The sequence below is a fragment of the Streptomyces narbonensis genome (assembly GCF_014649015.1).
GTDB classification, from domain to species: Bacteria; Actinomycetota; Actinomycetes; order Streptomycetales; family Streptomycetaceae; genus Streptomyces; species Streptomyces narbonensis.
In genome coordinates this window covers 1-520 of sequence record NZ_BMSF01000202.1, presented here as the reverse complement: position 1 = coordinate 520, position 520 = coordinate 1, and the positions used below count along the sequence as shown (strand labels likewise).

The window sequence follows — 520 nt, the reverse complement described above, 5'->3', positions numbered from 1 at the left end:
CAACAGGCTTCCACTGCTCTTCAAATTTTACTGTCAAGTAGACCCATACGGCTGTAATATGCTGCTCTTCATAATGTAAGCTTATCTTTATCGAATCGTGTGAAAAACTACTACCGCGATAAACCTTTACGGTTCCCTGAGATTGAATTAGTTCCTTTAGTATATGATACAAGACACTTTTGAACTTTGTACGACGAATTTTGAGGTTCGCCATCCTCTGGCTATTTCCAATTATCCTGTCGGCTATTATCTCCGCCTCAGTTTGATCTTCCGCTTCAGACTGCCATTTTTCACATAATGAATCTATTTCACCCCACAATCCTTCATCCGCCTCCGCATCTTGTTCCGTTAAACTATTGACTTCATGTTGTACATGGTTTAGTTCACGAGAAGGGTCCTCTTCAGGCGGTAGCTCCTGATCTCCTATATGACCTTTATCCTGTTCTCTTTCCACAAACTTAGAAATGTATTCATGAATTATGGAGCACCTAATAACATTCTTCAAGGCGGAGAAGTTTGG

Annotated in this window: 1 protein-coding gene; it reads right to left on the bottom strand. The window is 40.8% G+C overall.

Annotation, left to right across the window (positions count from 1 at the left end):
• Nucleotides 1–454 (bottom strand): hypothetical protein (locus IE124_RS36455; RefSeq protein ID WP_229833212.1); only part of this gene is annotated, 454 nt, incomplete at its 3' end.
• Between the last annotated feature and the right edge of the window lie 66 nt (nucleotides 455–520).